The organism is Noviherbaspirillum galbum, from assembly GCF_010974945.1.
Classification (GTDB): domain Bacteria; phylum Pseudomonadota; class Gammaproteobacteria; order Burkholderiales; family Burkholderiaceae_D; genus Noviherbaspirillum; species Noviherbaspirillum galbum.
This window is the reverse complement of the sequence record NZ_JAAIVB010000014.1, coordinates 37222-62931: the sequence shown is the minus strand read 5'-3', so window position 1 is coordinate 62931 and position 25710 is coordinate 37222. Positions and strand designations below refer to the sequence as shown.

Sequence of the window (25710 nt, the reverse complement as noted above, 5' to 3'; positions counted from 1 at the left end):
ACCTGATCGGACCGACACCATGCGACCGCAACCCGAACCCGACTACACCCACGGCAGCATCGCCAGGACCGCGATCCTGCTGGTCAACCTTGGCACGCCGGACGCGCCCGACACGCCGTCGGTGCGCCGCTACCTTAAGCAGTTCCTGTCCGATCCGCGGGTGGTCGAGATTCCCCGGGCGGTCTGGAGCCTCATCCTGCACGGGGTCATCCTGCCTTTCCGCTCCAGCAAGTCGGCGGCGAAATACGCCTCCATCTGGACCGCCGAAGGCTCTCCCCTCAAGCTGCACACCGAGCGCCAGGCGCGCCTGCTGCGCGGCTACCTCGGCGAGCGCGGCCATGCGGTGGAAGTGGCCTACGCCATGCGCTATGGCAATCCTTCCATCGACAGCGTGCTGGACAAGCTCAAGGCCGACGGCTGCGACCGCATCCTGGTCGTGCCCGCCTACCCGCAGTATTCCGGCACCACCACCGCCTCGATCTGGGACGCGGTGTTCCAGCACTACGCCAGCGTGCGCAACATTCCCGAACTGCGCCTGGTCAAGCATTACCACGACCATGCCGCCTACATCGACGCCCTGCGCGACAGCATCCTCGACCACTGGAAGACCAATGGCCGGCCCGACAAGCTGCTCATGAGCTTCCATGGCGTGCCCAAGCGCACGCTGATGCTGGGCGATCCTTACCATTGCGAATGCCACAAGACCGGGCGCCTGCTGGCGGCCGCCCTCGGCCTGACTGCGGACCAGTACCTGGTCACCTTCCAGTCGCGCTTCGGCAAGGCCGAGTGGCTGCAGCCCTACACCGCGCCCACCGTCGCCCGCCTGGCGAAGGAAGGCGTGCGGCGCATCGACGTGGTCTGCCCCGGCTTCACCAGCGACTGCCTCGAGACGCTCGAGGAAATCGCGATGGAAGTGAAACAGGATTTCCTGGTGGCGGGCGGCAAGGAATTCCATTACATCCCTTGCCTCAACGAGTCATCGCGCTGGATTGCCGGCATGGCCGACATTGCGCTGCAACACCTGCACGGCTGGCCCACCGGCCCCGAACCCGGCCTGCGCGACCGCATGGCCCGCGACGCGCAGGCAAGCCGGGAGCACGCCCTTGCCCTGGGGGCGGAACGCTAGCCTTCGCTTGACAGGCGCCTGGCGGCCCTTCACTGGCGTATCGCCAGGGGCGTCAGGCTGATCAGCAAGTTGGACGTGCAGAGCACGGCGGCGACGAGCGCGGCATACGCGACGACCGCTACGGAAATCAGTTGCAGTTTCATGATGCATCCGGCAAGGCGGGTGGCCCGGCAAGGTAACGACAGGCTTGCCGGCATCCGCTTTCATCTTAGTCCATGGCGCCCCGGATGCCATGTCATGGCGGCATCACAAGGATGCCCGCAATAAATTCATGAATTCCCCTTGAAAAAGTGAGGGCAAGCCCCACTTGGGGCAATGTCGAACACTAAGTCATTGATTGTCGAGGGGATTTTTAGTGATGCAAGACCAAGAGAAAATTCAGGAGCAAGCAGAAAACGTTGCTCAGCAGGCCGCCGGCCAGGCGCAGCCTGACGCCGGGTCCGAACATCAGGCGCCTGACGCGGACCGTTCCATGGAAGAGCGGCTCGCCGCCGCGGAAGCCAAGGCGACCGAGATGCAGGAAGCCTTCCTGCGGGCCAAGGCCGACGGGGAAAACATTCGCCGCCGTGCCCAGGAAGATATCGCGAAGGCGCACAAGTTCGCCATCGAAAACTTCGCCGAAGCCCTCGTGCCGGTGAAGGACAGCCTCGAAATGGCGCTCAAGCTGGACACGCCGTCGGTCGAGTCCCTGAAGGAAGGCGTGGAGATGACGCTCAAGCAACTCAACGCCGCCTTCGAGCGCAACCGCCTGCTCGAGATCAATCCGGTGCCGGGCGAGAAGCTGGACCCGATGAAGCACCAGGCCATCTCCATGGTGCCTGCCGAGCAGGACGCCAACACCATCGTCACCGTGCTGCAGAAGGGCTACATGATCGCCGATCGCCTGCTGCGTCCCGCGCTGGTCACGGTGGCGCAGTAATAAAAAACAGAGGGAGCGCTTGAAACTAGCGCGCTGTTCCACACATACAACACATCATAAAACTGCTTTTTAGAGGAACGCAAAATGGGCAAAATCATTGGCATCGACCTCGGCACGACCAACTCCTGCGTCGCCGTCATGGAGAACGGCCAGCCTAAGGTTATCGAAAACTCCGAAGGTTCGCGCACGACGCCGTCCGTCGTGGCTTACCAGGACGACGGCGAGATCCTCGTCGGCGCGCCGGCGAAACGCCAGGCCGTCACCAACCCCAAGAACACCCTGTACGCGGTAAAGCGCCTCATCGGCCGCAAGTTTGCCGAGAAGGAAGTGCAGAAGGACATCAACCTGATGCCCTACCAGATCGCCAAGGCCGACAACGGCGACGCCTGGGTCGGCGTGCGCGACAAGAAGCTCGCGCCCCCTCAGGTATCCGCCGAAGTCCTGCGCAAGATGAAGAAGACCGCCGAAGACTATCTCGGCGAGGAAGTCACCGAAGCCGTGATCACCGTGCCGGCCTACTTCAACGACGCGCAGCGCCAGGCCACCAAGGACGCCGGCCGCATCGCCGGCCTCGACGTCAAGCGCATCATCAACGAGCCGACCGCGGCCGCGCTGGCCTTCGGCCTGGACAAGTCCGGCAAGGGCGACCGCAAGATCGCCGTGTATGACCTAGGCGGCGGCACCTTCGACGTCTCCATCATCGAGATCGCGGACGTCGACGGCGAAATGCAGTTCGAAGTACTCTCCACCAACGGCGACACCTTCCTCGGCGGCGAAGACTTCGACCAGCGCATCATCGACTACATCATCGACGAGTTCAAGAAGATCAACGGCCTCGACCTGTCGAAGGACGCGATCGCGCTGCAGCGCATCAAGGCTTCCGCCGAGCGCGCCAAGATCGAGCTGTCCTCCTCGCAGCAGACCGAGATCAACGAGCCCTACATCGCGATGGTGAACGGCGCCCCGGTCCACCTGAACCTGAAGATCACCCGCGCCAAACTGGAATCGCTGGTGGAAGAGCTGATCGAGCGCACCATCGAGCCCTGCCGCACCGCCATCAAGGATGCCGGCGTGAAGGTCTCCGACATCCAGGACGTGATCCTGGTCGGCGGCATGACCCGCATGCCCAAGGTGCAGGACAAGGTCAAGGAATTCTTCGGCAAGGATCCGCGCAAGGACGTCAACCCCGATGAAGCCGTGGCCGTCGGCGCCGCGATCCAGGGTTCCGTGCTGTCGGGCGACCGCAAGGACCTGCTGCTGCTGGACGTGACCCCGCTGTCGCTGGGCATCGAAACCCTCGGCGGCGTGATGACCAAGATGATCCAGAAGAACACCACCATCCCGACCAAGTTCAGCCAGGTGTTCTCGACCGCCGACGACAACCAGCCGGCGGTGACCATCAAGGTGTTCCAGGGCGAGCGTGAAATGGCGACCGGCAACAAGCTGCTGGGCGAGTTCAACCTCGAGGGTATTCCGCCCGCGCCGCGCGGCCTGCCGCAGATCGAAGTGACCTTCGACATCGACGCCAACGGCATCCTGCACGTGGGCGCGAAGGACAAGGCCACCGGCAAGGAAAACAAGATCACCATCAAGGCCAACTCCGGTTTGTCGGAAGAGGAAATCCAGAAGATGGTGAAGGACGCCGAGCTCTACGCCGACGAGGACAAGAAGCTCAAGGAACTGGCCGATGCCCGCAACCAGGGCGACGCGCTGATTCACTCGACGCGCAAGGCGCTGACCGAGTACGGCGACAAGCTGGACGGCGGCGAGAAGGAAAAGATCGAAGGCGCGATCAAGGAATTGGAAGAGGTCCTCAAGGGCAACGACAAGGACGCGATCGATGCCAAGGTGGCCGCATTGACCACCGCCGCGCAGAAACTGGGCGAAAAGATGTACGCTGACGCCCAGGCGGCGCAGGCTGGTGCCGCTGGAGCGGGTGCCGGAGCAGCGGGCGCCGGCGGTCAGGAGTCCAAGAAGGAAGAAGACGTCGTCGACGCCGACTTCAAGGAAGTCAAGGACAAGTAATCAGAAGAACATCGCGGCGCGGCAGCAGCGCGTCGCGATGCACGCCGAACGACGGTCTCCCGATCTCGTTCGGCGTTTGTGCTTGTGCAGTCACAGTATGATGCGGTACGACGCAGAACCAAGACAGGATGCCTAGAACATGGCGAAGCGAGATTATTACGAGACTCTCGGGGTCGAAAAGAACGCCTCCGATGAAGACATCAAGAAGGCCTATCGCAAACTTGCGATGAAATACCATCCGGACCGCAATCCGGACAGCAAGGGCGCGGAGGAGAAGTTCAAGGAGGCCAAGGAGGCCTACGAGATGCTCTCCGACAAGGGCAAGCGCGAAGCCTATGACCGCTATGGCCATGCCGGCGTCGATCCCAACATGGGCGGCGGCGGTGCCGGCGCGGGCGGCTTCGGCGGATTCTCCGATGCCTTCGGCGACATCTTCGGCGACATCTTCGGCGCCGGCGGCGGACGGGGCGGCCGCGGCGGCCCGCAGGTGTATCGCGGCGCCGACCTGCGCTACAACCTCGAGATCACGCTGGAGCAGGCGGCCCACGGTTTCGATACCACCATCCGGGTACCGTCCTGGAGCGAATGCGAAACCTGCCACGGCAGCGGCGCCAAGCCCGGCACCCAGCCAACGACCTGCGGCACCTGCGGCGGCCAGGGCCAGGTGCGGATGCAGCAAGGCTTCTTCAGCATCCAGCAGACCTGCCCCAAGTGCCATGGCACCGGCAAGGTCATTCCCAATCCCTGCACGACCTGCGCCGGCGCCGGCCGTGTCAAGAAAAACAAGACGCTCGAAGTCAAGATTCCCGCGGGGATCGACGACGGCATGCGCATCCGCTCGTCCGGCAACGGCGAGCCTGGCATGAACGGCGGCCCGCCGGGCGACCTGTATGTCGAAATCCATATCAAGCAGCACCCGGTTTTCCAGCGCGACGGCGACGACCTGCATTGCGAGATCCCGATCTCGTTCACCAAGGCGGCACTGGGCGGCGAAGTCGAGGTGCCGACCCTGAACGGCAAGGCCTCGTTCACCCTGCCCGAAGGAACGCAGTCCGGCAAGACCTTCCGGTTGCGCGGCAAGGGCATCAAGGGCGTGCGCTCGGGCTATGCGGGCGACCTGTTCGCCCATGTGGTCGTCGAAACCCCGGTCAAGCTGACCGACCGGCAAAAGGCCCTGCTGCAGGAATTCGAGCAGCTGACCACCGATGGCGGCGCGAAGCACAATCCGCATACCAAGTCCTGGAAGGACAAGGTCAAGGAATTCTTCGAGTAAGCTCGCGCCGGCCTGCGAGCCTGGCCCCGTGTACAGCCGTCCGCGCCGCATCCCTGCGGCCCGGACGGTTTTCTTTTGAGAAATCACAAAGCCGCGAACGCTTTAGAGTTTTCATTCTAGGGTTTCCTCTGATAATCAAACGGTCGTGCAATTTCCTGACGGAATGATCGCGGCGGACAATAAAAGGGGAGACAAGATGAGCATGAACATCAGGAAGGCCATCGCCATCGCGGCGATGATCGGTGGTTCGATGTGGATGGCGCCGGGCCAGGCGGCGATCGACGTGGCCGGCATCAAGCTGGAGGACGCGGCGAAGATCAATGGCCAAGATCTGAAGCTGAACGGCGCCGGCATCCGGTACAAGGCTATCTTCAAGGTCTATGTCGCCGGGCTTTATCTCCCCGAGAGACGCAGCAGCACGGCGGACGTGCTTGCCGTGCCCGGCGCGCGGCGGGTCACCATCGTCATGCTGCGCGACATCAGCAACGAAGAACTCGGCCGGGGATTCATGAGCGGCATCTACCAGAACAGCGACAAGGCCGAGAAAGCCAAATTCATCGGGCAATTGCAGAAGTTCGGCGAAGTCTTCGCTTCCGTGCCCGAGCTGAAGAAGGGCGATGCCCTGACCGTGGACTGGGTACCGGGCACGGGCACCCTGATCCACCTGAACGGCAAGCGCATCACCGATCCCTTGCCGGACATCGGCTTCTACAATGCCTTGCTCAAGATCTGGATCGGCGAAAAGCCAGTCGATACCAAGCTCAAGCGCCTGATGCTCGGCGAGCGCCCGGAAGACATCGACCGTCCCTCGGGATCCTCGAACATCAACTGAAGACGGATCGCCGCATGACAAAGCGGGCGCTCGGTGAAAACCCGGCGCCTGCCGAAAGCTTGCGGAATTCCGGCTTCGGCCGCCAATTCCACGAATCGGCGGCCTTCATTGGCGCATCTCGCCGAATCGGGGCAGCTGGCCGCGGGCATGCGGGCGGTTGCGCGATGTTGTCGATGTCGAATCTTCTATAGAATTGCGGTCGGCCCCTTTTCCAGCCATGGGAAAGCCGATGATCGACTCCGCATTCACATCATGAACGACCCCCGCAAAGATTCCCTTTCCCTCGAGCAGCTATTCCGCAACAACCGCGACTGGGCGGCGTCGATGGTCGCCGAAGACCCCGACTTCTTCAAGAAGCTGGTCAGCCAGCAATCTCCCGAATACCTGTGGATCGGATGCGCGGACAGCCGCGTGCCCGCCAATGAAATCGTCAACCTGCTGCCCGGCGAGTTGTTCGTGCACCGGAACATCGCCAACGTGGTTGCGCATACCGACCTCAACTGCCTGTCGGTGCTTCAATTCGCCATCGACGTGCTGGGCGTGAAGCACATCATCGTCTGCGGCCACTACGGCTGCTCGGGCGTGCATGCCGCGCTGGCGCGCCGCCGCATCGGCCTGGCCGACAATTGGCTGCGCCACGTGCAGGACGTGCATCTCAAGCATGAGCGCTATCTCGGTGAAACCCTGCCCACCAAGATGCGCCAGGACCGCATGTGCGAACTCAACGTGCTCGAGCAGGTAGCCAACGTCTGCCAGACCACGATCGTCCAGGATGCCTGGTATCGCGGGCAGGAATTGACGATCCACTCCTGGATCTATGGCTTGCAGGACGGGTTGCTGCGCGACCTTGGACTGACCGTGAGCAGCACGGAGGAATTGGCGGAGAAGATGGCGGCCAGTTTGGCGCGATATCAGGACGGCGCCGGCTAGAAGTTAGAACCTGCAATGCACTCTCTGTCATTCCCGCGAAGGCGCGGGAATCCCATTTGCGTTTTCAGAAGCAGTGTTCCGCCGCCGGGAAGGACTTGTCCTTGACCGCCGCGATATAGGCGCGGACCGCGCCTTCGATGCTGGCCTGGCCATCCATGAAGTTGCGCACGAAGCGCGCCTTGCGGCCGGGGAATACCCCGAGCATGTCGTGCATTACGAGCACCTGTCCCGAGCAGTCGGGACCGGCGCCGATGCCGATGGTCGGGATTGCCAGCAAGTCCGTCGTTTCCTTGCCCAGCGCCGAAGGAATCGCTTCCAGCACGATCAGGGAAGCGCCGGCGGCCTGCAGCGCCAGCGCATCCGCCTTCAGGCGGTCGGCCGCTTCGACCGATTTGCCTTGCACCTTGAAGCCGCCGAACTGGTGCACCGATTGCGGCGTCAGGCCGACGTGGGCACAGACCGGCACCGCGCGCTCGGTCAGGAATCGGACCGTGTCGGCCAGCCATTCGCCGCCTTCCAGCTTCACCATCTGCGCGCCCGCCTGCATCAGCCGCACGGCGTTGCGGTAGGCTTCCTCGCGCGTGGCATAGGTGCCGAACGGCATGTCCGCCACGAGGAAGGCGGTCTGGTTGCCGCGCGCCACGCAGGCCACGTGGTAGGCGATGTCGTCCAGCGTCACCGGCAGGGTCGAGGTGTGGCCCTGGCATACCATGCCGAGCGAATCGCCAACCAGCATCACGTCCACGCCGCAGCGGTCCATCAGCGCGGCGAAACTGGCGTCATAGCAGGTCAGCATGGAGATCTTGTCACCGGCCGCGCGCATGGACAGCAGCGACGTGACCGTCACCGCCTTGCTGCGTACCGCGGATGTGCCTTCCTGCAGATATCCCGCCATCGATCATTCTCCCAGATTGAAAAACTCGCGCTTGCCGCGCATGTTCGCTATGCGGCCGAGCAGCAGGTTGAAATCCGCGTCGCGGTCGATCGGGTTGAGATGCTCGGTATTCACGATCAGCACCGGCGCGGCGTCGTAATGATAAAAGAATCGGCTGTAACTTTCACAGAGCTGGTGCAGGTAGACCTCCGACAGCCCGGCTTCCATCGGCACGCCGCGCTTGCGCACGCGGTCGACCAGCGTTTCCGGCGCGGCCTGCAGGTAGATCACCAGGTCGGGCACCGGCGCCTGCGGCCGCAGGTGTTCGTAGAGCTGCTGGTAGAGATGCAGTTCGTCGTCGCCCAGCGTCAGGCGCGCGAACAGGGGATCCTTGTCGAGCAGGAAGTCGGAGATGACGCGCGTGCTGAACAAGTCAGTCTGCGCCAGGTCGCGCAGCTGGTTCATGCGCTGGAACAAGAAGAACATCTGCGTCGGCAGCGCGTAGCGCGGCGGATCCCGGTAGAAGCGTTCCAGGAAGGGATTGTCCTGGGGCATTTCCAGCAGCATTTGCGAAGACAGGCTGTCGCCCAGCTTGCGTGCCAGCGTCGTCTTGCCGACGCCGATGGGTCCTTCGACCACGATGTATTTGTATTTGTCGATGCTCATGCGCGAAAGATGAAGTAGACCGCGCCGACGAGGCAGAGCGCGGCCCAGATGTAATCAAGCTTGAACGGCTGGTTCATGTAGATCATGGCGAAAGGAACGAAGACCGTCAACGTGATCGCTTCCTGCATGATCTTCAGCTGCGCCAGGCTGAACTGGGTGTAGCCGATGCGGTTGGCGGGCACCTGCAGCAGGTACTCGAACAGCGCGATGCTCCAGCTGATGATGGCGGCGATCCACCACGGCTTGGACTCGAGGTTTTTCAGGTGGCCATACCAGGCGATGGTCATGAACACATTCGACATCGCCAGCATGCCGACCGTTTGCACGATGACAGGGATTTGCATGGTCAGATTTTTCGGATGGATTGCCCGGCGACCGCGGGCACGAAGCCGTGCGCCGGACCCTTGCCGGGAATGGACAGGAAAGGATCGATCTGCAGCAGGGGAATCAGCACGAAGGCGCGTTCGGTCATGCGCGGATGCGGCACCTGCAGTTCGGCCGTGTCGATGCGCTGCTGGCCATGGAGCAGCAGGTCGAGGTCGAGGGTGCGCGGCGCATTGGGATAGGGACGCTCCCGGCCGAATTCCTGCTCGATTTCTTGCAGCGCCCGCAGCAGAGCCGGCGCGTCAAGCGTGGATTCGATTCGCACGACGGCATTGACGTAATCGTCGCCGCCGGCGTCGACGGGCGCGGTCCGGAACAGGTCGGACCTGCCGCTCAGCGTGGAGCCGGGCAGTGTCTCCAGGCGGCCGATGGCGCGCAACACCTGGTCGCGGGCATCGCCGAGGTTGGCGCCGATGCCGATGTAGCACGTGACGGGAGACGGGTTCATGCGTCGCCGGCGGAAGTGCTCCGGTTGTCCGAGGGACCGGCATCGCCCTCGACGACGGCGCCTTCCTCGCGGCCTCCCTTGGCGCGATTGCGTCCGCCGCGGCGACGGCGCTTCCTGGGCGCGCCCGCATCGCCTTCGGTCTTCGCCTTGTGGTTGAGGAGTTCCTCGCGGGCGGCGCCGTCTGCATTCATGAAGTCGGTCCACCAGTCGCCGACCTCGGCATCGAGCTCGCCCGAGGCGCAGCGCAGGATGAGGAAGTCATAGCCGGCGCGCAGGCGCAGGTGCTCGAGCAGCTTGTACGGGGCCTTGCCGGTGCGGCGCTCGAAGCGCGGCTGCATGGCCCAGATGTCGCGCATGTCTGAGGCGATCTTGCGCTGCAGGGCGAGTTTCTCGGTCTGGGCGTTGAGCACGTCGTCCGCGGCCAGGTGCAGCGCGGGAATCGGGTACTCGCCCGCTGCCTGGTAGGCGGTCCACTTTTCCAGCACCTGGTGCCAGAGCAGGGCGGCGAACAGGAAGCCGGGCGATACCGGCTTGCCTTCCCTGACCCGCTTGTCGGTGCCGGCCAGCGCCAGAGTCACGAATTTTTCGCCGAGCGGCTGTTCGAGCACCACGTCGAGCAGCGGCAGCAGGCCATGGTGCAGGCCCTCCTTGCGCAGCTGCTGCAGGCAGGCCAGCGCGTGGCCGCTCAGCAGCAGCTTGAGCATTTCATCGAACACCCGGGCCGCCGGCACGTTGTTGATCAGCGGCGCCATGACCTTGATCGGCTCGCGCGTGGCGGGATCGATGTCGAACTGCAGCTTGGCGGCGAAGCGCACCACGCGCAGCAGGCGCACCGGGTCTTCGCGGTAGCGTTCCTCGGGCACGCCGATGATGCGCAGCGTGCGGTTGCGGATGTCGACGATGCCCTGGTGGTAGTCCAGCACCTGCTGCGTCGCCGGGTCGTAGTACATCGCGTTGATGCTGAAGTCGCGCCGCACCGCGTCCTCGTGCTGCTCGCCGAAGGTGTTGTCGCGCAGCACGCGGCCGTGTTCGTCCTTGGGGGCATTGCCCGCCGACGCGCCGCGGAAGGTGGTGACTTCGATCAGCTCCTGGCCGAACATCACGTGCACGATCTGGAAGCGCTTGCCGATGATGAAGGCGCGGCGGAACAGCTTGCGCACCTGCTCTGGCGTGGCGTTGGTGGCGACGTCGAAGTCCTTGGGCTTGACGCCCAGCAGGAGGTCGCGTACCGCGCCGCCGACGATGAAGGCCTTGAAGCCGTTTTCCTGCAGCGTCTGGGTCACGCGGACCGCGTTGGACGACAGCAGCTTCGGATCGATGCGGTGTTCCGCCGGTCCGATCACGACTGGCTGCTGGCTGGAAAGGTCGGCATCCTTTCTGCCGAGGATGCGGCGGATGAATTTTTTAATCATCGAAGAGGGAAATGATGGGCCAGCCCTGCCGCTCGGCATGCGCCTTGAGGCGGGCGTTGGGATTGGTTGCGACGGGATGCGTCACCGCCGACAGCAGCGGGATGTCGTTCTGCGAATCGCTGTAGAAGTAGCTGCGCGGGAAGCCGTCGAGTGTCTTGTCGAGAGTGGCGAGCCACTCCCGGGTATGGATGACCTTGCCTTCGCCGGAAGTCGGGATGCCGAGCAGGCGGCCGGTGATCTCGCCGTCCCGGGTTTCCTCCGGCAGGGCGGCGATCAGGTTGCGCACGCCGAAGGCCCGCGCGATGGGCGCGGTCACGAACCTGTTGGTGGCGGTAATGATGGCGACCAGGTCGCCGGCGTCATGGTGGCGTTGCACCAGGTCGAGCGCCTGCGGCCGGATGTTCGGCGTGACGACCTCCGCCATGAACTGCGCATGCCAGGCATCGAGCCGGTCGCGCGGAAACTGCGCCAGCGTGCCGAGGGCGAATTCGAGGTATTCCACCGGATCGAGCGTGCCGGCCTCGTATTGCGCGTAGAACTCGGCATTGCGCTTGCTGAACGCGTCCGGGTCGACAGCGCCGACGCGCACGAGGAACTGGCCCCATTCGTAGTCGGAGTCGAGCGGGATCAGCGTATGGTCGAGATCGAAGAGAGCGAGATTCATTGTCGGGTGTCGGAGTCGAGTTGCAGCACTTCGCGCAGCAGGGGCAGCGTGATCGGGCGTTGCGTCTCGAGCGAGTACTTGTCCAGCGCGTCGAGCATGGCCGACAGGGACTGCATGTCACGCCGGAAATGCGTGATGAGATAGGGTAACACGCCCGGCGACAGGGTCAAGCCGCGTGCCGCCGCGGTGCGACCGAGGGCGGCGATCTTGTCCTCGTCGGTCAGGCCGTGCACCTGGTAGATCAGGCCCCAGCCGAGGCGGGTGCGCAGGTCTTCGCGCAAGGCCATGCGGGAAGGAGGCAGCGGTCCGGCGGCCACCAGCCAGCCGCCCTGGTCGCGCACCTGGTTGTACAGGTTGAACACCGTGACCTGCCGTTCCGCGGAGAGCCGTTCGCAATCGTCCACAAGGTAGAGGCTGGTCGCCGGCGAGTAGCGGAAGTCATTGTCCGGACCGTCGGGGGCGATGTAGCGGCTGCGTTCGCCGGCGGCGAGGGCGCGCAACAAGTGGGTCTTGCCGGCGCCGCTTTCCCCCCAGACATACGCGATGCGGTCGCCGGGGGCGCCGCCATCCCGCTGCGCGAAACGCGCGAGCAGGTCCAGCAGTTCGCCGTTCTGGCCGGCGACGAAGGAATCGAGGGTAGGCGGCTTGGCCGCGCCCAGGTCGAGCAGTAATTGCCTCATGACTGACGATAGAAACTGCTGTTGATGTAATGCATCCGCATGTGCTTGACCGCCACCGCCAGCACCGCCGATGCGGGCAGCGCCAGCAGCACGCCGACGAAGCCGAACAGCTGGCCGAAGGCGAACAGGGCGAAGATCACGGTGAGCGGGTGCAGGCCGATGCGCTCGCCAACCAGCCGGGGCGTCAGGATGAAGCCCTCGATGACCTGGCCCACGCCATAGATGCCCGCCACCGCCGCCAGGCCATGCAGGTCGTTGAACTGCAGCATGGCCGAGACCAGGGCCAGCACGAAGCCGATGCCGAAGCCGATGTAGGGAATGAAGATCAGCAGGCCGGTCAGCACGCCCACCGGCACCGCGACGTCCACTCCGGCCAGCGCCAGCGTCGACGCATAATACACGCACAGCACCACGATCACCGAAAGCTGGCCGCGCAGGTATTGCGCGAGCAGGGAATCGACCTCCCGCGCCAAGTTGACGAGGTTCGCCACCCAGCGGCGCGGGACGAGGTTGGTGATGCGCGCCAGCACGCCATGCCAGTCCAGCAGCAGGTAGAACAGGGCGATCGGCACCAGCGCCAGCATCACCAGCCAGCCGATCAGCGCCACGCCGCCGACCCGCGCCGATGCCAGCACCATGGACCACAATTCGTCGCCGCTAGTGGCGACGTACTTGGAAACGATGCGCCTGACGCCGGTTTCGTCGAGGCGGATGTGCACGCCGATGTCGCGCAGCCTGGGGCCGAGCCAGGCATTCATGCGTCCGAGCAATTCGGGGATCTGTTCCTGCAGCAGGGGCGCCTGCTTCTGCAGCACGGGCGTGACGATCAGGAACAGCGCGACGATGCTCGCGAAGAAGGCCAGCATCACGAGCGTGACGGCGAGGGCGCGGGGCAGGGCAATGCGGCCCAGGCGGCGCGCGCAGAGCCAGTCGACTGCCGGATTGAGCGCGTAGGCGAGGATGGCCGCGGCCAGGAAGGGCGCCAGCACCGGGCCGAGCTTCACGAGCAACAGTGCCAGCGCAAGGCCGACGGCTAGCCACAAGACGGTTTGTTTTTGCTCGGGATTGAAAGAAAACGGCATTGAAACCCGGGGTCGGACGGAGCTGTTTGTTAAAATAGCGGTTTTTCCGGGCGCCCCGGGCCGCCATCAGCGGCTGAAAAGCACCCAAATTCACTATTTTACCGCCTCTGCCCTTATTTCCCTATCATGAGTTCGACTTCCAACGTCTCCCTTTCCTACCGCGACGCCGGTGTTGACATCGACGCCGGCGATGCCCTCGTCGAAGCGATCAAGCCCTTTGCCAAGCGCACCATGCGCGAAGGCGTGCTCGGCGGCATCGGCGGTTTCGGCGCGCTGTTCGAGGTGAGCAAGAAGTACAAGGAACCGGTGCTGGTGTCCGGCACCGACGGCGTGGGCACCAAGCTCAAGCTGGCGTTTCACCTGAACAAGCATGACACGGTGGGCATCGACCTGGTGGCGATGAGCGTCAACGACATCCTGGTGCAGGGCGCGGAACCGCTGTTCTTCCTCGACTACTTTGCCTGCGGCAAGCTCGACGTGGCCGCCGCCACCGACGTCATCAAGGGCATCGCCCAGGGTTGCGAGCAGGCCGGCTGCGCGCTGATCGGCGGCGAGACCGCCGAGATGCCCAGCATGTATCCCGACGGCGAATACGACCTCGCCGGCTTCGCGGTCGGCGCGGTCGAAAAATCGAAGATCATCGACGGCAGCAAGATCGTCCCCGGCGACGTGGTGCTCGGCCTCGCTTCCTCCGGCGCGCATTCCAACGGCTATTCCCTGGTGCGCAAGATCATCTCGGTCGCCAACCCCGACCTCAACGCCGATTTCCACGGCCGTCCCCTGGCAGAGGTCCTGCTCGCCCCGACGCGCATCTACGTCAAGCCGCTGCTGGCCCTGATGGCATCGATGGAAGTCAAGGGCATGGCCCACATCACCGGCGGCGGCCTCGTCGAGAACGTGCCCCGCGTGCTGGGCGACAAGTTCACCGCGGTCCTGCATCGAGACGCCTGGACCATGCCGCCCCTGTTCACCTGGCTGCAGCAGCATGGCAACGTGGCGGACGCGGAGATGCATCGCGTGTTCAACTGCGGCATCGGGATGGTGGTGATCGTGGCGGCCGATCAGGCCGATGCGGCGATCGCGCAATTGCAGGCGGCGGGGGAGACGGTGTCGCGGATCGGGGAGATTCGCGAGCGGCAGGGGGATGAGGCGCAGACGGTTGTGATCTGAGGGGGCGGAGTGGTCCCGCTTGAGTTTGTCACTGCGGCCTAGCTCTGTCCCCGCGTAGGCGGAAGTCTCATTTCGGTCGTCCAAAGAAACTGACAATGGGATTCCCGCCTACGCGGGAATGACAAGTGTAGCCAGGCATGACAGCACTACATCTCCTTCCGCCATTCCCTCAACTCGCCGAAGCCTGCTTCCCCTTCGCCTGCTCATCCGCCCGGACCAGGTCCCCGTCATCCGTCTGGGCATCCTTCCTGAACACCCCTACCCACTTGTCGCCATTCGGCCAGGTATAGGTCCCATTCCCTTCCTTCAACCCCGCAGCCCACTGCCCCGCATACTGGTGCCCGTTCTTCCCAAGGAAGCTCCCCTTCCCATGCGGCACCCCATTCACGAAATCCCCGGAGTAGAAATCCCCGCGGGCGAAGCGCATGCTGCCGCTGCCGTTGGGCATGCCGCGCATGACCGCGCCTTCGTATTGGTCGCCATTCGGAAAGCGCATGCTGCCCTGGCCGTTGGGCTCGTCGTTCTTCCAGTCGCCGGCATAGCTCTGCCCGGAGGCCCAGGTAAAGCTCCCCTTGCCTTCGCGCTTGCCCATCGCCAGCGTGCCGTTGTAACGATCGCCGTTCGGCCAGGTGATGCTGCCGTTGCCGGAGTAGGTCGTGCCATTCGCATCGCGCTGGAACACGCCTGCGAACTTGGCGCCGTTCACATCGAACTCGGCGGGTTGGGGCGGCGCGGCCGGCTTCGCGGCGGCCTGGGCCGGGGCGGGTTCTGGTGCGGCGGGAGTCGTTGCCGAGGTGACGCGCTTGGCGACGGAGCCGATCGTGTCGGTGATGCCGGCCAGCGGATTGGCGGGGGGTACGCTGGCAGACGTAGTGGCAGTTGCCAGCGCGCCGGCGGATCCGGCCACGGCAACCGCCTTGGTTGCGGTGACGGGCGCGGCCGGCGGCACCAGCTGCACCAGCGGTTCGGCCTGGACGGCCGTCGCCTTGATCGCCGCCAGCACCGTGTCGGGCAGGGGCGTGCCGCGCTCCTTGGACAGGCGCTGTGCGTTGTTCAGCGCCAGCTCGGCGGCGCTGCCGCGGCATTGCACCGCCGCCTCGCGCCAGGCGATCTCGGTATTGCGGGACATTTCCTGGCGGGTGGCGAGGGGCTCTCCCGGTCCGGCGGCCTTGAGCTGCTGCGCCTTCTCGCGGGCGCGGTCGAACACCGGCGCGCAATACTCGGCATTGTGCGCGTCGACCATCACCTGGTTGAAGCGGGTCTGCGCCACGTCGGCCTGGCGGCCATGGCATTTTTCCCCCGCCATTTCATACATGCTCGCGCTCTTGCGGAACAGCAGGGCGGCGTCCGCCCAGCGCCGTTCCTGGAAAGCCTGCTTGCCGAGGTCCTGCATGGACGCGGCGCCGCGGTGGCCGGCCTCGCATTCCGGGCCGGAGTCCGACAGTTCGGCAATGGCGGCGCGCGCCTTGTCGGTATCGGCCAGGTTGCGGCGCGCGCGCTCGCGGGCCGGGCCGTCGCAGGCGTCGACCGCGCCGGTCCAGAGCTTCACCGCCTCATCGTAGTGGCGCAGCAGTTCGGCGCTTTCCTTTTTCGCGGCCTGGGCCATGGCGGCCTTCACATCCACGCTGGATGCCTGCCGCGTAAGGCTGGTGCATTCCTTGATGCGCCGGGTCTTGTCTTCGGCAAGCTGGATCATGCCGCGCAGGTTGACGAGCCGGGCCTGGGCTTCGTCGGCCTGCGGGCCGCTGCAGGCGCCGGCCGCCTGCGTCGCCGAGGTTTCCGCCAGCTTCAGGCTGGCGGTGGCCCGGATCCAGTCCTGCCGGTCGAGTTCGGCCTGTCCGGTCTTGATCGCGGCATCGAGCGCCTGGATCACCGGCTGGCAATCCGAGGCGCCCCCGGCCTCGATGGCGGCCGCCGGACGGCTGGCGGCAGGCGCATCGCTGGCGAGCGGCAAGGTGGAGCCGGCATCCTGGGCGATCGACAGGACGGGCAGGGCAGGCAGGAAGGCGGCCACGCAGGCGGCGGTTCGGACGAAATGCTTCATGGCTTGTTCTTGGTTTCGAGCGGCAGGTCTAGGGAAGTGTTCGAATCCGACATCAGCAGGTCGGCGCCGGCGGACCTTGCCGGATCGGCGGACTGCAACACCATGTCGGAAGCGGGCATGTCCGAGCTGAGCGGCATGCTTGCCGGCGCCAGTCCCGCGGTGTCGGGCGAAGTGCCATTCAGGACGGCCACCACCTCGTCGCGGATGCCGATCTCGTCGGCGCGGGTCATGAGGGTGTCGAGGCGTTCGGCGTCGAACAGGAAGGCGTTGGCGGAATAGCCCGCGCCGATCAGCTTCTGGTGCAGGGTGAACGCGGCGAGCGGGTCGGCATTGAGCTTGCGGATGCGTTCCAGCGCCCATTGGTCCGCCTTGTCGAAGGCGCTGGCCGCGACCCAGGAAACGCCGCTCAGCGAACCGCGGTTGGCGGCGGCGAGCGCCATCTGGTCGGCGGCCTGCTTCTGGATCAGCATCTTCTTGGTGTTGTTGATGATGCTCTCGCGCACGCTGGCCATCACCTGGTCCGAGGCTTCGTTGGCGAGTTGCTTTTTGACCTGCTCTACCGCCAGCGTCGTGGCGGCCGACTGGGCCGTCTTGACGGCCGCCTGCGCGGCCATCACCGCGCCCTTGACGCCGGCGACGGTGGTGGCGATGTTGAAGATGCCCTTGGCGATCGAGGTGCCGTAGTGGAAGGTCTTCATCCGCGCGCCGGCTTCTTCGGACAAACCCTGGGTCCAGAGCGTGATCCACAGGGCTTCGTCGTCGGTCAGGCCTTCCTGGAACAGCTCGAGCGGATGCACGCTCTTGAGCCAGTGGTAGTCCTGCACCAGCGGCGAAGCAGGCGGGGCGATTTCGGGATGGCCGCGGCAGACCTCGACCGGCTTGACCTCGACCTTCTTGCCGTTGTGGGTCACCACCGAAAACGCGGTGCCGTTTTCCTGCCAGCGGGCGATGGCTTCGAGCGCCGGCTTGGGATCGACCGAGGAAGAGTCGTTGATGCGCAGGATCTTGTCGCCGGGTTCGAGCTGCGGAGCGATGGCGGACGCCAGCACCGTCAGGCGCTCGTCCACGCCGGCCACGCGCACCCAGGCGACGCGTTCGTTCTCTTCCATGCCCTTGCTGGAAGCGAACACCACGGGGAACTCCCATTGCTTGTCGCATTCCGCGTCGCGCAAGGCGGAGGAGCGGATCGCGGCATTGCGCAGCGCCGCATGGCCGGTCTTGTAGGCGTTGAGGTTGCGCAGGAGGACGGGATCGATCTGCCGGCCGTCGTCGACGGTGTACTTCGGCGCGCTGCAGGCAGCCAGGAGCAGGGCGGCCGAGGCGAGCAGCAGGCGCCGCCAGGGCGGGGAAGGAAGGTTCATGCCATCAGGGTTGCCGTGGTGGGCCCGGCGACGCGGAAGACGCCATGCCCGGCAAGCCAGGGAAGCGCCGCGCGCGCCATGTCTCCCGCGGCCGGGATCACGGCGTGCCTGCTCCCTGATTTGCACCGCATCCCCCGTTGTCGGCAAGACCGCTGGTTAAGTGGTGATGCCGCGCATTCGGCGTCGCGGCAAGTTGTAACTAATTTTTACTATAGCATAGCCTTCCGGCAATTCAGCGGGCGGCCCGGCATGGCCGGCGGAATTTTCAAGGCCTTGCAGGGACGGGAAGGCAGCGTTTGTCGGGGAGTGTGCCGAAACGGAAAAAGCCGGGCGAAGCGGTTGTGGCGCACTTGATGCATCCACGACGAAAATCATCGCCTTCTCTGCGACTTCGTGACATGGATCATCCGGGCCGAAGGCTTCGGGCCGCATCATTCCTGCAACACTTGGCCCACCAACCCACAGGATGAAAGGAGTCGACATGAAACGTTCACTGCTCATCGGCGCGGCGCTCGCGCTCGCCACGCTCTCCGGATGCGGCACGACCACCACCGCGACCACCACCAAGCCGTCCGCGCAGGCCGGCAGCAGCCGTCACGCCAACGTCGATGCCGGCGTGGAGTCCACCCTGGCGCGCCTGTATGCGAATGTCCCCGGCAGCAAGGAACTGGTCGCCAAGTCGCGCGGCACGCTGGTCTTCCCCTCGGTGATCGCGGCTGGCCTGGGCGTGGGCGGACAGTTCGGCGACGGCGTGCTGAAGGCTGGCGGCCGGCCCGACGCGTACTACAACATCGCTTCGCTCTCGGTCGGCCTGCAGGCCGGCGCGCAGTCGAAGGCGATGATCTTCCTGTTCATGACGCAGGACGCGCTCGACAAGTTCGAGAGCAGCGGCGGATGGTCGGGCGGCGTCGATGCGTCCGTGGCGGTGGCCCGGGTGGGAGCGAACGGCGCGATCGACATCAATTCGGTGAAGGCGCCGGTGGTGGCGTTCGTGCTGACCAACGTGGGCCTGATGGCCGACCTGACGCTGACCGGCACCAAGATCACGCGCCTGCGTGACTGAGGACGGTCAGGCCATCCAGAAATTCAGGGCTGGAGGTTATTGCCGCTTTGCTGCGCCAGGGTCTGCATCGGGCCCGGCGGCGCATCATGCCGCGCCAGGGCCGGCGGCGGCGTCACTCTGACCGGCTGGCTGACGAGGTTGAGCGTGGACAGCACGTTGTCGCTGACCTCGGGCGCCGCGTTCCAGACCGGGTCGGCGATGTTGCCGAACACCCGCTTGAGCTGCTGGCCCCAGGAACTGCGGATCATCTTGAAATACTGGTTGTTTTCGTCGATCTGCACGAACTGGCTCACCGCGAGGTCGTTGTTTTCATAGACCAGCAGGTCGAGCGGCAGGCCGACGGAAATGTTGGAGCGCAGCGTGGAATCCATGGAGATGAGCGCGCATTTCGCGGCTTCGTCCAGGGGCGTCTGGGGCGTGATGATGCGGTCGATGATGGGCTTGCCGTACTTGGCCTCGCCGATCTGGAAGTAGGTGTTTTCGTTGTGGGCTTCGATGAAGTTGCCGGCGGAGTACATCTGGAACAGCCGGCAGCGCTCGCCGGCGATCTGCCCGCCGAAGATGAGGCTGACGTTGAAATCGATGCCGAATTCGCGCAGCGAGGCGGCGTCGCGCTCACGCACCGTGCGGATGGCGCGGCCGATGATCAATGCCGCGTCGTAGATGGTCTTCGCGGTCCAGATGCCGCCGCCGGTGGCTTCCGCTTCCTCCGCGATCACCTGCCGGATGGATTGGGAAATCGAGAGATTGCCCGCGCTCATCAGCACCATGACGCGGTCGCCCGGGTTTTCGTAGACCGTCATCTTGCGCGCGGTCCCTACCTGGTCCACGCCGGCATTGGTCCGGGAATCCGACAGGAAAACCAGCCCCGCGTCGAGGCGCATGGCGCAGCAGTAAGTCATGATGGCGCAGTGGGTGCAAAATCTGCATTCTACACAATGCGGTAAGGCAATCCTCCCAAATTTGCCAGGCCGGCAATCAGCGATGCAAGGATGAGACATCGACCTGCACATGCAGCGACTCGAGGCCGCTGCCGGTGCGTACGCCGCGTACCGGCGCGGCGGAGTCGTAGTCCCGGCCGATGGCGACCCGGCAATGCGCTTCGCCGCTGAAGCGGGCATGGGTGATGTCGATGCTCACCCAGCCGGCGAAGCCGTCTTCTTCCACCCAGGCATCGGCCCAGGCATGGCTTTCCACGTGGGACAGGTCGCCGGCGTCGATGTAGCCGGAGACATAGCGCGCGGGAATGCCGTGCGCGCGGCAGCAGGCGAGGAACAGGTGGGCGTGGTCCTGGCAGACGCCCGCGCCGAGCCGCAGGGCATTCGCCGCGCTGGTGGTGACGCCGGTGACGCCGCCCTGGTAGACCACCCGGCCGCGGATGGCTTCGGCGAGCGCCAGCAGGGCATCGCTGCCGAATCTTCCGGCATGGGGTTTGAGCTGGCTCGCCGCCAGTTCCAGCACGGCCTCGTCGGCTTCCGTCAGGCGGGTCGGCACGGTATAGACCAGCGGCGACAGCTTGTCCGCGGAAAGCAGGCGCCCCCGGTCCAGCGGCATGACTTCCACGACGCCGCCGGCGACGATGCGCACTTCGTCATGCGGGCCGGTGATGGTGAGCATCTGGGCGATGTTGCCATAGGCGTCGGTGATGTCGTTGAGCTTGCCCGCGGCGTCGATGTGCCAGGAGTGCACCCGCTGGTGCGGCTCGGCGGCGGGCGTGAGGCGCAGCTGCTGGATGGTGTAGACCTGCGGCGCGGTGTAGCGGTACACCGTCTCGTGGCGGATGGAGAGCAGCATGGCGTTCCGTCAGGCGGCGAAGGGCACGAGGAAATCGCGGCTCACCCGTTTGGCGAGTTCGTTGATGCGTTCCAGGAAGCGCGTGAGGTAATCATGCAGGCCGGCGTCGAGTATTTCGTCGATCGTGCTGAACTGCAGCTCCGCATGCAGCTTGCCGGCAAAGCGCTCGGTATCCGCGGACACGTCGTTGCGCACGTGCCGGAGGTTGGTGACGACCTCGTCGACGCAGGCCAGCAGGGAGCGCGGCATGTCGCCGCGCAGCATCAGCAGCTCGGCGGCCCGTTCCGGCGTGATCACGTCGCGGTAGACCTTGCGGTAGATCTCGAAGCCGGACACCGAACGCAGCAGCGCGCCCCAGTAGTAGAAGTCGGGCGAATCCTGCCGGGCCGCGTCGGACGAGGTGCCGTCGTCGGCCAGGGGGCTGCCCTGCGCGCCGTGGAACTTCACGTCCAGCAGGCGGGCGGTGTTGTCGGCGCGTTCCAGGAAGGTGCCGAGGCGGATGAAGTAGAAGGCTTCGTCCTTGAGCATGGTGCCGATGGTCACGCCGCGCGACAGATGCGAACGGTATTTCACCCATTCGAAAAATTCGCTGGGATCGCGTTCCAGCAGGCCGATGCGCAGCTTGTTCTGCATTTCCAGCCAGGTGGCATTGTGGGTTTCCCAGACTTCGGTGGTCAGTGTGCCGCGCACCGCGCGGGCATTCTCCCGGGCCTGCGTCAGGCAGGACACGATGGAGGAGGGGTTGTCCGGATCGCGCACCATGAAGTCCAGCACGTCGCGCCTGTTGAGCAGGCCGTACTTGTTGTCGAAGGCGTCGAGCAGCTCGGAGATGCTCAGCATGGCGCGCCAGCCCTGTTCGGCGGCGAGCGCGGACTGCGGCATCAGGGCGGTCTGCACGTTGACGTCGAGCATGCGCGCGGTGTTTTCGGCGCGCTCGGTATAGCGGGCCATCCAGAACAGGTGATCGGCGGTGCGGCTGAGCATGGCAGTGACTTTCCGGCTGTGCGCCTGGCGGCGCGTTGACGATGCAAACGCTTGACTGCGCGGGCTGGATCAGCGTTCCAGCACCCAGGTATCCTTCGTTCCCCCGCCCTGCGAGGAGTTGACAACCAGCGAGCCTTCCTTCAGCGCGACCCGGGTCAGGCCGCCCTTCACCATGGAGACGGTCTTGCCCGACAGCACGAAGGGCCGCAGGTCGATGTGGCGCGGCGCGATGCCCGCGTCGACGTAGGTCGGGCAGGCCGACAGCGCCAGCGTGGGCTGGGCGATGTAGCCGTCCGGCCGCGTCAGCAGGCGCTGGCGGAACTGCTCGATCTCGGCGTCGGTCGAGGCCGGGCCGACCAGCATGCCGTAGCCGCCCGCGCCATGCACTTCCTTCACCACGAGCTTGGACAGGTTGGCCAGCGTGTAGGCCAGGTCTTCCTTCCTGCGGCACTGGTAGGTCGGCACGTTGTTCAGGATCGGCGCTTCCGACAGGTAGAACTTGATCATGTCGGGCACGTAGGGATAGATGGACTTGTCGTCCGCCACGCCGGTGCCGATGGCGTTGGCCAGGGTCACGCGCCCGGCGCGGTAGGCGGCCAGCAGGCCCGGCACGCCAAGCGAGGAATCCGGGCGGAAGGCCAGCGGATCGAGGAAGTCGTCGTCGATGCGGCGATAGATCACGTCCACCCGCCGCGGGCCGCGCGTGGTGCGCATGAAGACGGTGTTGTCGCTGACGAATAGGTCCTTGCCTTCCACCAGCTCGATGCCCATCTGCTGCGCCAGGAAGGCGTGCTCGAAATAGGCCGAGTTGTACATGCCCGGCGTCATGACGACCGCCGTGGGATCGTCCACGCCCACCGGCGCGACGGAACGCAGGTTGTCGAGCAGCATGTCGGGATAGTGCGCCACCGGCGCCACCTGGTAGCGGGCGAACAGGTCGGGGAACAGCCGCATCATCATCTTGCGGTTTTCCAGCATGTAGGACACGCCGGACGGCACGCGCAGGTTGTCTTCCAGTACGTAGAACTCGCCCTCGCCGGCGCGCACGATGTCGATGCCCGCGATGTGCGCATAGATGTCCGACGCCACCGAGATGCCCTGCATCTCCGGGCGGTACTGGGCATTCTTGAAGATCTGCTCCGCAGGTATGACGCCCGCCTTGACGATGTTCTGGTCATGGTAGATGTCATGGATGAACATGTTCAGGGCCTTGACCCGCTGCACCAGTCCCGCCTCGAGCTGCCGCCATTCCGACGCGGGAATGATGCGCGGGATGATGTCGAAGGGGATCAGGCGCTCGGTGCCGGCTTCGTTGCCATAGACCGCGAAGGTGATGCCGACGCGGCGGAAGATGAGGTCGGATTCGGCGCGCTTGCGCTCGATGCCTTCGGGCGGCTGCTCCGCCAGCCAGTCGCCGAAGGCCTGGTAATGTTCCCGGACCGCGCCGTCCGCGCCGGCTTGCATTTCGTTGTAGAAGTTGGCCATCTTGCCTCGGCTCTCGTGTCGTTCGCCCGTAGTTCGCATGTCGTTTGCTTCGCGTTCCCGCCATGCCGTCTTCGGCAGGCGCCGGCTTCAATGTAACAAGAAATGTGCCAATGGGGAATGCCGTTCCTCAAACGGTTTTCAATCGGTTTTCAAAAGGTCCGGCAGCTCGCCGCAGCGCGCTCAGGGCGTGCGGATGTGGTCAACCAGCAGGTTGGTGCGCGGCGCCGGCGGGGGCGTCAGCAGGCTGACGACGATGATGCCAAGCAATCCGGCGGGCACGCCGAACACGCCGGCCGAAATCGGCGCGATGCTGAACCACTGGTTGAGCGGCGAGCCGCCGAGCGCCGGATAGGTGCGCAGCATGTAGTACACGCACACCCCAAAACCGAGCAGCATGCCGGCCGCCGCACCTTGCTGGTTCGCGCGCTTCCAGAAAACGCCCAACACCAGTGCGGGGAACAGCGCCGACGCCGCCAGCGAAAATGCCGCGCCCACCATGGACAGGATGTCGCCCGGCTTGAGCGAGGCGACATAGGCGGCCACCAGCGCCACCACCAGCAGCAGTAGCTTGGAGATCGTCACCCGCTTCTGGGTGGAAGCCAGCGGGTCCACCGTCTTGTAGTAGATGTCGTGCGACAGGGCGTTCGAAATGGTCAGCAGCAGGCCGTCGGCGGTGGACAGGGCCGCCGCCAGCCCGCCGGCGGCGATCAGGCCGGATATGACGTAGGGCAGGCCGGCGATCTCGGGCGTGGCCAGCACCACGATGTCGCCGTCCAGCGAGATCTCGGCAAGCTGCACGATGCCGTCGTGGTTCAGGTCTGAGATGCTGACCAGCGGCGCGATCTTGTCGATGTTCGCCCAGTACGACACCCAGGCCGGCAGCTTGGAGAATTCCGAGCCGACCAGCGAGGTATAGATGTCGAACTTCACCAGCACCGCCAGCGCCGGCACCGTGATGTACAGCAGGAGGATGAAGAACAGCGTCCAGAATACCGAGCGGCGGGTCTCGCGCACCGTGGGCGTGGTGTAGTAGCGGATCAGCACGTGGGGCAGGGCGGCGGTGCCGAGCATCAGGCACAGCGCCAGCGCCAGGAAGTTGTTGCGCTTCGCGTCCGAGGCGGCCTTGTCCTTGCCCGGGAACGGTTGCTTGTGCGGCACCACCGGTTCGGCGCGGGCGATGTTCGCGGCGCGCGCCTCGGTCCACTTGCGCTGCGCGTCCGCCGGATCCTTCGGATAGATGGCAAGCGCGCGGTTCGCCGCCTTGAGGTCGAGCAGGGACGCGTTGCCGCGCTTGAGTTCCTCGACGTGCCGCTGCAATTCCAGCCGGCCGGTTTCCCAGGAGCGGGGCAGGTCGGCGATCCTGGCGTCGAGGTCGTCGGCGCGCTGCCGGTAGATGGCGCGCACCTGAAGTTCGCGCGGATCGGCGTTCAGTTCCTTCTCGCGCTCGCCGAGCTGGCTCAGCACCGCGCCGTAGGAAAGCTGGGGCACGGGAACGTCGGTGTGCTTGGCGGACAGCCACAGCACCGGGATCATGTAGGCGATCAGCATGATGATGTACTGCGCCACCTGGGTCCAGGTGATGGCGCGCATGCCGCCGAGGAAGGAGCAGACCAGGATGCTCGCCAGCCCCAGGAAGATCCCCACCGAGAAGTCCACGCCGGTGAAGCGCGAGGTGATCAGGCCGACGCCGTAGATCTGCGCCACGACGTAGGTGAACGACACCAGCACCGTCGCGCCCACCGCGAGGATGCGCACCAGGTCGGAGCCAGCGCCGCCGGCGTAGCGCGTGGCCAGGAAGTCGGGCACGGTGTACTGGCCGAACTTGTTCAGGTAGGGCGCCAGCAGCAGCGCCACCAGGCAGAAGCCTCCGGTCCAGCCGAGGATGTAGGCGAGGCCGTCGAAGCCGAGCAGGTACATGCCGCCCGCCAGGCTGATGAAGCTGGCGGCCGACATCCAGTCGGCGGCGGTGGCCATGCCGTTGAATACCGCCGGCACGCGGCGCCCGGCGACGTAGTACTCGGACACGTCGGACGTGCGGCTGATGATGCCGATGCCGGCGTAGAGCACGATGGTCGAGAACAGGAACAGGTAGCCGATCCACTGGCGCGGAATGCCCTCCCGCTCCAGGATGGCGAGCGCGATCAGGAAGACGATGAAGCCGAGGGTGTACCAGCCGTAGTAGATGCCCAGGCGCTGCTGGAACTTTCTAGTGCTCATCGTCCTCCTCGGAGTGGCCAAGCAAGGCATCCAGCTTCTGCATGCGCAGCACGTAGATGCCAATGATGGCCAGGTAGATCAGGATCAGGCCCTGCGCCGCCATGTAGAACGAGACGGGCCAGCCCAGCACCTCGATCCCGGAGAGCTCGCGCGCGAAGAACACGATCAGGAAGGTGCTCAGGAACCACACCAGCAGGAGCATGATGGTCAGGCGGCGGGTTCGTCGCCAGTAGGCGCCCAGTCTGGCCTGGGCTGCGCGTTCGCGATCCGGCATGGC

At 65.1% G+C, this 25710-nt stretch carries 25 protein-coding genes; 8 read left to right on the top strand and 17 right to left on the bottom strand.

Annotation, left to right across the window (positions count from 1 at the left end; genetic code table 11):
* The first annotated feature begins 19 nt into the window (after positions 1-19).
* From hemH to can, 6 genes are all read left to right on the top strand, one after another.
* On the top strand, positions 20-1126 hold the full coding sequence (gene hemH / locus G3574_RS06495; RefSeq protein ID WP_163961230.1) for a ferrochelatase: 1107 nt from the start codon (positions 20-22) through the stop codon (positions 1124-1126).
* A gap of 358 nt (positions 1127-1484) precedes the next feature.
* Positions 1485-2045, top strand: coding sequence for a nucleotide exchange factor GrpE (grpE, locus tag G3574_RS06490; protein ID WP_163961373.1), 561 nt, complete (start codon positions 1485-1487; stop codon positions 2043-2045).
* Positions 2046-2129: 84 nt separating this feature from the next.
* A complete protein-coding gene (gene dnaK, locus G3574_RS06485) occupies positions 2130-4070 on the top strand; it encodes a molecular chaperone DnaK (protein WP_163961228.1) in 1941 nt (646 codons plus the stop codon).
* A gap of 139 nt (positions 4071-4209) precedes the next feature.
* Positions 4210-5343 (top strand): molecular chaperone DnaJ, encoded by a 1134-nt coding sequence (dnaJ, locus tag G3574_RS06480; protein ID WP_163961227.1) that lies wholly within the window; start codon positions 4210-4212, stop codon positions 5341-5343.
* A 196-nt stretch (positions 5344-5539) separates the two neighbouring features.
* On the top strand, positions 5540-6175 hold the full coding sequence (locus G3574_RS06475; RefSeq protein ID WP_235953098.1) for a chalcone isomerase family protein: 636 nt from the start codon (positions 5540-5542) through the stop codon (positions 6173-6175).
* A gap of 252 nt (positions 6176-6427) precedes the next feature.
* Entirely contained in the window at positions 6428-7105 is a 678-nt protein-coding gene (gene can / locus G3574_RS06470; RefSeq protein WP_163961225.1) for a carbonate dehydratase, read from the top strand.
* Between the two features lie 64 nt (positions 7106-7169).
* On the opposite strand, the gene panB is transcribed toward can, so the two are convergent.
* From panB to G3574_RS06430, 8 genes are read right to left on the bottom strand one after another with little or no spacing between them, the layout of a single operon-like run.
* Positions 7170-8000: a 3-methyl-2-oxobutanoate hydroxymethyltransferase gene (panB, locus tag G3574_RS06465; protein ID WP_163961223.1), complete on the bottom strand. Its 831-nt coding sequence runs from the start codon at positions 7998-8000 to the stop codon at positions 7170-7172.
* 3 nt (positions 8001-8003) lie between these two features.
* On the bottom strand, positions 8004-8645 hold the full coding sequence (locus G3574_RS06460) for a deoxynucleoside kinase (RefSeq protein ID WP_163961221.1): 642 nt from the start codon (positions 8643-8645) through the stop codon (positions 8004-8006).
* A complete protein-coding gene (locus G3574_RS06455; RefSeq protein ID WP_163961219.1) occupies positions 8642-8989 on the bottom strand; it encodes a DMT family protein in 348 nt (115 codons plus the stop codon). The genes G3574_RS06460 and G3574_RS06455 overlap by 4 nt, the downstream gene beginning before the upstream one ends.
* 2 nt (positions 8990-8991) lie before the next feature.
* Positions 8992-9477 carry a 2-amino-4-hydroxy-6-hydroxymethyldihydropteridine diphosphokinase gene (gene folK, locus G3574_RS06450; RefSeq protein ID WP_163961217.1) on the bottom strand — a complete coding sequence of 162 codons (486 nt, stop codon included), beginning with the start codon at positions 9475-9477 and terminating at the stop codon, positions 8992-8994.
* Positions 9474-10889 (bottom strand): polynucleotide adenylyltransferase PcnB, encoded by a 1416-nt coding sequence (gene pcnB / locus G3574_RS06445; protein ID WP_163961215.1) that lies wholly within the window; start codon positions 10887-10889, stop codon positions 9474-9476. Before pcnB ends, folK begins: the two co-directional genes overlap by 4 nt.
* Positions 10882-11553, bottom strand: coding sequence for a histidinol-phosphatase (locus G3574_RS06440; protein WP_163961213.1), 672 nt, complete (start codon positions 11551-11553; stop codon positions 10882-10884). The genes pcnB and G3574_RS06440 overlap by 8 nt, the downstream gene beginning before the upstream one ends.
* Complete coding sequence (gene hda, locus G3574_RS06435; RefSeq protein ID WP_163961211.1) at positions 11550-12233, bottom strand: DnaA regulatory inactivator Hda; 684 nt, start codon at positions 12231-12233, stop codon at positions 11550-11552. Before hda ends, G3574_RS06440 begins: the two co-directional genes overlap by 4 nt.
* Complete coding sequence (locus G3574_RS06430) at positions 12230-13315, bottom strand: AI-2E family transporter (protein WP_163961209.1); 1086 nt, start codon at positions 13313-13315, stop codon at positions 12230-12232. The genes hda and G3574_RS06430 overlap by 4 nt, the downstream gene beginning before the upstream one ends.
* Positions 13316-13441: 126 nt before the next feature.
* Between G3574_RS06430 and purM the strand changes: the two genes are divergently transcribed.
* Positions 13442-14485, top strand: a complete 1044-nt coding sequence (purM, locus tag G3574_RS06425; RefSeq protein WP_163961207.1) for a phosphoribosylformylglycinamidine cyclo-ligase — start codon at positions 13442-13444, stop codon at positions 14483-14485.
* A 169-nt stretch (positions 14486-14654) separates the two neighbouring features.
* Here purM and G3574_RS06420 read toward each other — a convergent pair whose 3' ends face one another.
* The 3 genes from G3574_RS06420 to G3574_RS06410 all read right to left on the bottom strand — a co-directional run bounded on the left by G3574_RS06420 (position 14655) and on the right by G3574_RS06410 (position 18373).
* Entirely contained in the window at positions 14655-16529 is a 1875-nt protein-coding gene (locus tag G3574_RS06420; protein ID WP_163961205.1) for an MORN repeat-containing protein, read from the bottom strand.
* Complete coding sequence (locus G3574_RS06415) at positions 16526-17890, bottom strand: hypothetical protein (protein WP_163961203.1); 1365 nt, start codon at positions 17888-17890, stop codon at positions 16526-16528. The genes G3574_RS06420 and G3574_RS06415 overlap by 4 nt, the downstream gene beginning before the upstream one ends.
* A 156-nt stretch (positions 17891-18046) precedes the next feature.
* Entirely contained in the window at positions 18047-18373 is a 327-nt protein-coding gene (locus tag G3574_RS06410; protein ID WP_163961201.1) for a hypothetical protein, read from the bottom strand.
* Here G3574_RS06410 and G3574_RS06405 point away from each other — a divergent pair.
* Positions 18372-18953 carry a BPSL1445 family SYLF domain-containing lipoprotein gene (locus G3574_RS06405; RefSeq protein WP_163961199.1) on the top strand — a complete coding sequence of 194 codons (582 nt, stop codon included), beginning with the start codon at positions 18372-18374 and terminating at the stop codon, positions 18951-18953. The two genes, G3574_RS06410 and G3574_RS06405, sit on opposite strands and share 2 nt — an antisense overlap.
* A 23-nt stretch (positions 18954-18976) precedes the next feature.
* On the opposite strand, the gene G3574_RS06400 is transcribed toward G3574_RS06405, so the two are convergent.
* The 6 genes from G3574_RS06400 to G3574_RS06375 all read right to left on the bottom strand — a co-directional run bounded on the left by G3574_RS06400 (position 18977) and on the right by G3574_RS06375 (position 25707).
* Positions 18977-19855 (bottom strand): peptidase, encoded by an 879-nt coding sequence (locus G3574_RS06400; protein WP_163961197.1) that lies wholly within the window; start codon positions 19853-19855, stop codon positions 18977-18979.
* A gap of 76 nt (positions 19856-19931) precedes the next feature.
* The gene (locus G3574_RS06395) at positions 19932-20747 is read right to left on the bottom strand and encodes a transglutaminase family protein (protein WP_163961196.1); all 816 of its coding nucleotides are present in this window, start codon (positions 20745-20747) and stop codon (positions 19932-19934) included.
* A 9-nt stretch (positions 20748-20756) separates the two neighbouring features.
* Entirely contained in the window at positions 20757-21731 is a 975-nt protein-coding gene (locus G3574_RS06390) for an alpha-E domain-containing protein (RefSeq protein ID WP_163961195.1), read from the bottom strand.
* 69 nt (positions 21732-21800) lie between these two features.
* Complete coding sequence (locus G3574_RS06385; protein WP_163961369.1) at positions 21801-23216, bottom strand: circularly permuted type 2 ATP-grasp protein; 1416 nt, start codon at positions 23214-23216, stop codon at positions 21801-21803.
* 180 nt (positions 23217-23396) lie between these two features.
* Entirely contained in the window at positions 23397-25433 is a 2037-nt protein-coding gene (locus G3574_RS06380; protein WP_163961194.1) for a sodium:solute symporter family protein, read from the bottom strand.
* Positions 25423-25707 (bottom strand): DUF4212 domain-containing protein, encoded by a 285-nt coding sequence (locus G3574_RS06375; protein ID WP_163961193.1) that lies wholly within the window; start codon positions 25705-25707, stop codon positions 25423-25425. Before G3574_RS06375 ends, G3574_RS06380 begins: the two co-directional genes overlap by 11 nt.
* Positions 25708-25710: the final 3 nt, after the last annotated feature.